The sequence below is a fragment of the Phormidium pseudopriestleyi FRX01 genome (assembly GCF_017313335.1).
Classification (GTDB): Bacteria; Cyanobacteriota; Cyanobacteriia; order Cyanobacteriales; family Laspinemataceae; genus Laspinema; species Laspinema pseudopriestleyi.
This window is the reverse complement of sequence record NZ_JAFLQW010000306.1, coordinates 1-5,782: the sequence shown is the minus strand read 5'-3', so window position 1 is coordinate 5,782 and position 5,782 is coordinate 1. Positions and strand designations below refer to the sequence as shown.

The window sequence follows — 5,782 nt, the reverse complement described above, 5'->3', positions numbered from 1 at the left end:
GTTAACTGCGTGTAGTAAAAGTTTTGATGTACATCCGAAATATTTGAAAACCATTAACAAGGCTGACGGCTATGAGTATCAATTCAAATAATGATTCGCTGTCGCTCAGTTTATTTGCTGGCGGCAATTCCCCAGACGCTGACCTTTCAGGTACAGCGTCCGCCCCCTTGCCGCATTTAAGGTGGGAACCATTGCCATCGGACTGTGCGATCGCCCATTGAACCCCCTTAATCGGCGAGCAGTCCGTAAAATTTACGATTGTAAACAGCCGAATCCTTCACTCTCGTCTGCCCTTTTAGGCCGACATTGAGCGGGTCAACCTACCTCAAAAAACTCACAGATCAACCCCTTATAGATCTGCCTTAAACAACCCCTTTTTCTGATAAATAAGACTGACAAGAAAAAGACAGTTGCCCGTTAATTTAATCATTGGACATCAAGGAATATTGTGATGAATCAGTTGCTCGTCCAAACGAGTTGGTGGGTTCCTTTATATAGCTTACTCGGCGCAATTATAACCCTACCCTGGTCGTCGGCGATCGTCCGACGCACGGGACCGAGACCCGGTGCTTACATCAACCTACTCGCAACCATCGTGGCATTTATTCATGGGGGATTCTTATTTAGAACCACCTGGGGTAACGGCCCGGAATTCATCGTAATCAATTGGCTCAGTACCGGAGATTTAGATCTTTCCTTCGTCCTAGAAATCTCCCAAATGAGTACCGGGGCAATGGAACTAATCACCGGATTGAGTCTGGTTGCCCAAGTCTATGCCCTAGGCTACATGGAAAAAGACTGGTCTTTAGCCCGGTTTTTTGGCCTGATGGGATTTTTTGAAGCGGCCATGAGTGGTCTAGCCATTAGTAACTCCTTATTTTTGAGTTACGCCTTACTGGAAATGCTGACCCTTTCCACCTACTTGATTGTCGGATTCTGGTATGCCCAACCCTTAGTTGTCACCGCTGCGCGAGATGCCTTTTTAACCAAACGGGTGGGAGATATTTTATTACTAATGGGGGTGGTAAGTGTCGGTACCCTAGCCGGTAGCTTCAACTTTGCCGATATCGAAGTTTGGGCCGAAACTGCCGAACTTTCCCCAATGGTGGCAAACTTCCTAGGATTAACCTTAATCGCCGGTCCCATTGGCAAATGTGCTCAATTTCCCTTGCACCTGTGGTTGGATGAGGCGATGGAAGGGCCAAATCCGGCCTCCTTACTCCGAAATTCCTTAGTGGTGAGTTGCGGCGCTTATGTGCTGATTAAACTTTCCCCAGTTGTGTCCCTCTCCCCGTTTGCGGAAACCACCTTAATCGTGGTGGGGACGATGACGGCGATCGGAGCCTCTTTAGTGGCGATCGCCCAAATCGATATTAAACGCACCCTCTCCCACTCCACCAGCGCCGTCCTGGGATTAGTCTTTATCGCCGTAGGGATGCAGCACGTAGATGTGGCCCTCTTATTGCTCCTCACCCATGCGATCGCCAAAGCCCTCCTCTTTACCAGCATTGGTTCCATCATCCTCACCACCAGCAACCAAAACATCACCGAAATGGGTGGATTGTGGTCCAAAATGCCCGCCACCACCCTCGCCTTTGTCATCGGTAGCGCCGGGACGATCGCCCTCATCCCTCTCGGGAACTTTTGGGCAATGGAACGCTGGGTCAATGGATTTTGGAGCGTTCCCTGGTGGCTGTTGCTCCTCCTGATCGTCTTTAACGGCTTAACCGCCCTCAACTTAACCCGCGTCTTCTGCCTCGTCTTCCTCGGTCAAACCCAACCCAAAACCCGTCGTGCACCGGAAGTCCCTTGGCCGATGGCCGTCCCGATGGTCAGCTTAAGCATCGTCACCCTGCTCATGCCCCTGATGCTCCAAAATTGGCAACTCTTGCTCAGTTGGGCAGGACCTTGGGCCAGAAACGGACCGGATCCGGCAGTATTTGGCTTGCCCTTGGTCGTCCTCTCGGGTATTGTCGGCTGTATTGTAGGGGGAGTGATTTATCTCAACCCCAACCGCACCGAACCCGTAGAACTGCCCTGGAAACCCTTGCAAGACCTGTTTGCCTATGACTTTTACATCGATAAGCTGTACCGAGTCACCGTGGTGTTAGCTGTACAACAGTTTTCCCGATTCACCGCTTGGATAGACCGCTACTTTGTCGATGGACTGGTCAATTTTGTCGGTTTAGCCACCGTCTTCAGTGGTCAAGGCTTAAAATATACCGTTCCTGGGGGGTCTCAACTCTATGTTTTGACCATTCTCATTGGCGTTACACTTTTGGGTCTGTTGATGAGTTCGTTGTTATAAACCTTGGGGTTTACGGTGCAGGACTGACCCAATTTTGGGGATGAAACCCGCGCGATCGGGAAGCTAGGGAGTACAGGAATTGCCCTTACCCAGTCATGGCTCAGTCCTGCGATGTAAACCCAGTTGGAAGGAGCAAGGAAATCAGAGAGTATTAACTCATCCATAGCTTTCAAACTCTGTGACCCCTCCCTCCCATACTTGATTCCAGTTCAAAAGACCAATAGAAGTTAGCGATGCTGAGTGCTTTAATCTGGGTGCCGACGATTGGTGCCGCTCTCATTGGATTTTTCCCCAACCAGATGAACCCAAAGCGATCGCGTCAGATTGCCTTGGCGATCACCGTTGCCGCATTCATCTGGTCTGTAATTCTCGTTAGTCAATTTGACCCGTCTGGAGTCGGGTTACAGTTCGAGGAAAACCTTCCTTGGCTGGAATATCTCGGGTTAAGCTACCGCCTCGGATTAGATGGGTTATCTTTACCCTTAATCCTCTTAAATGGATTGCTCACCACAATCGCCCTCTACAGTACCAATGAGGCGATTACCCGTCCGCGATTTTACTACGCTTTAATCTTGCTACTGAATGCCGGGGTTGCCGGTGCATTCCTCGCCCAAGACTTACTGCTGTTTTTCCTCTTCTATGAAATCGAACTCATCCCCCTCTATCTATTAATTGCGATTTGGGGGGGAGCAAGGCGGGGTTATGCAGCCACCAAGTTTTTACTCTATACCGCCATTTCTGGTATCTTAATTCTCGCCTCATTTTTAGGCTTAGTTTGGCTCACCCATGCTGATAGCTTTGCTTATCAAGCCTTTGCCGGTGCATCACTGCCATTAAAATCGCAAATGCTGCTGTTAGCGCCTTTATTAATCGGATTTGCCATCAAAACCCCGATTGTCCCCTTCCACACCTGGTTACCCGATGCTCACGTTGAAGCTTCGACGCCGATTTCGGTGATGTTAGCCGGGGTGTTGTTGAAGTTAGGAACCTACGGGTTATTGCGCTTTGGAGTGGGTTTATTTCCCGATGCTTGGGCTTATTGGTCCCCTGGGTTAGCTACGGTTGCGGTGGTGAGCGTTCTGTATGGAGCGTTTAGCGCCATTTCCCAAACTGACATGAAAAAAATGGTGGCCTTTAGTTCGATCGCCCACATGGGATATATTCTCCTGGCTTGTGCTGCCAATACTCCGGTGAGCATCGTGGGTGCGGTGTTCCAGATGGTCAGTCACGGATTGATTTCGGCGTTACTGTTTTTGTTGGTTGGGGTGGTTTATAAGAAAGCCGGGACTCGGGACTTGCGAGTGTTGCATGGATTGTTGAATCCAGAACGCGGGTTACCGATGATTGGGTCCTTGATGGTTCTAGCGGTGATGGCGAGTGCGGGGATACCCGGCATGGCGGGATTTATTGCAGAGTTTATTATCTTTCGCGGCAGTTTACCCGTGTTTCCGGTGCAAACTCTTTTGAGTATGATTGGGACGGGTTTAACGGCGGTTTATTTCTTGTTGCTGATTAACCGGGCCTTTTTTGGTCGCTTGTCTGAGCAGGTGGTGAATTTGCCTCCGGTACAGTGGTCCGATCGCATTCCGGCGATCGTTTTAGCGGTGATTATCGTGATTTTAGGCTTGCTTCCCAGTGGCTTGGTTGCTTATACTGAAACCGCAGCCACAGCCTTGAGTCTGGGCCGGCCTGCCCTGAGTGCAGCAGCGCCTACGGAGGCGATCGCAGTTTCCAATGCATCCAATGTCCCCATCCTCTTCTCCATCAATCCCTGAAATCTAAACCGACGAATGGAGGTTAAAACCCCTGCCGTCGGTTTTAAATTCACCCACTCTGGGGTTTACCCTCAGTTTGCGTGTCATGATAGAGGAAAGCACAATTAAAATTTTGCCCTATTAAATAATTTCCCTTGGCGATTGATTCAGGAGATTCAAAAAAATGCCACTATCAAAATTAAAAGATTCTAACCATCCTTTAATTGAATATATCGAACGCCTAGAAGCCGGGGGCGATTTGCTCCCGGATTCCCCCGAAAATTTGATAGAAGTGGTGGGAATCCTCAAAAGTTACGGCGTTGTTTTAGATGCCTATTGTCGTAACTTAATTTATATTGCCGAACATCAGTTTTTAGTGATATTTCCATTCTTTAAATACTTTAATGGAGAATTTTCTTTCCCTAAATTATTGCGACATTTGTTCCACGATCGCCTTAATTTTGAGTATGCCGAATATTGCATGAAAGCCATGTTTTGGCATGGAGGCGGCGGCTTAGATGAGTATGTAGATAGTCCGGAATTTAAGGAACTCGCTGAAGCCGCAATTCAGCGTCAATTAAAATTCAATCCGGTTATTTTGGGCTTAAACAAGCTCTTTCCAGATTTTTTGCTCGAACAAGTGCGGCAGCTCGCTTATTACAGTGCCTTGGGCCAATTTTGGCGGGTGATGAGCGATATGTTTATCTCTCTGAGCGATCGCTATGATGCTGGAGAAATCACTTCCATTTCTCAAGTGGTAAATCATGTCCTGAATGGCTTAGTCGCCGATGCAAGTACCCCCATTACTTATTCAGTAAAAATAGGAGATAAAGTTTACGATATTCTGCCCAAAAAAGCGGGACTCACCTTTCTGGCGGATACAGCAGTGCCTTATGTCGAGGCGGTATTTTTCCGAGGCACTCCCTTTCCAGGTACTATTTCTTACAATGCTCAAGCGCATCAAATTCCCGAATTTCAACAGCAATTTAGTTATGGGGCGCTTTATGCAGACCCCTTACCCACAGGTGCAGCCGGAATTCCTCCCACCTTGTTGATGCAAGATATGAGGCACTATCTACCGGACTATTTGCATGAAGTGTATCGCAATAGTTGCCGGGGAGAAGATGATTTGCGGGTGCAAATTTGCCAAAGTTTTCAGAAATCTATGTTTTGCGTCACCACTGCAACGATTCAGGGTCTGGCACCTCATCCCTTAGACACGAAGGAACCGGAACAACAGCAAGCAAACCGAGCCTATCTCGAAAGTTGGGTCGATCGCTTTGTCACCTCTCGGTTGAGTGAAGTAAACAAACCCACGGAAAGAAGTTGTAAGTTATTTTTGACCCCAGTGGATAAGTAGCAACAATCATCTGTTTCCTTCCCCAGAAGGTTGATAACCCACCCGGATCGTCTCACAATGCCCGGTTAAGGACCAGAAACCGGGTTTTTGACCTAAATGAGTTGCTCATGGCAAAATTATCCGCAAGAAACCCGGTTTCTAATCTATGGTGTACTCCCGGGACTCTTTCTCAAGAAGACTACACCTAGAATTCTTCACCATCTCTACTCCTGTTGTTAATTGACACTCCCACGCTCTAAAGAGCGTGGGATTCTTTAAGAGTCCAGAATCTGAACCTTAAGGGCGTAGTCAAAGCACCCCTACTGACTCCACTAAGATTAAATCCCAGTGTCGCCGCTACCTTTCTTAAGATATTTGCTG

3 protein-coding genes are annotated in these 5,782 nt (G+C 48.2%); all 3 read left to right on the top strand.

Going from position 1 to position 5,782, the window contains the following annotated elements:
- Positions 1-451: 451 nt before the first annotated feature.
- The 3 genes from J0895_RS11460 (at position 452) to J0895_RS11450 (ending at position 5,422) form a co-directional block, all read left to right on the top strand.
- Positions 452-2,308: an NAD(P)H-quinone oxidoreductase subunit F gene (locus J0895_RS11460; protein ID WP_207088222.1), complete on the top strand. Its 1,857-nt coding sequence runs from the start codon at positions 452-454 to the stop codon at positions 2,306-2,308.
- A gap of 233 nt (positions 2,309-2,541) precedes the next feature.
- Complete coding sequence (locus J0895_RS11455; RefSeq protein WP_207088221.1) at positions 2,542-4,083, top strand: NADH-quinone oxidoreductase subunit M; 1,542 nt, start codon at positions 2,542-2,544, stop codon at positions 4,081-4,083.
- Between the two features lie 163 nt (positions 4,084-4,246).
- Positions 4,247-5,422, top strand: a complete 1,176-nt coding sequence (locus J0895_RS11450) for a CO2 hydration protein (RefSeq protein WP_207088220.1) — start codon at positions 4,247-4,249, stop codon at positions 5,420-5,422.
- Positions 5,423-5,782 lie beyond the last annotated feature (360 nt).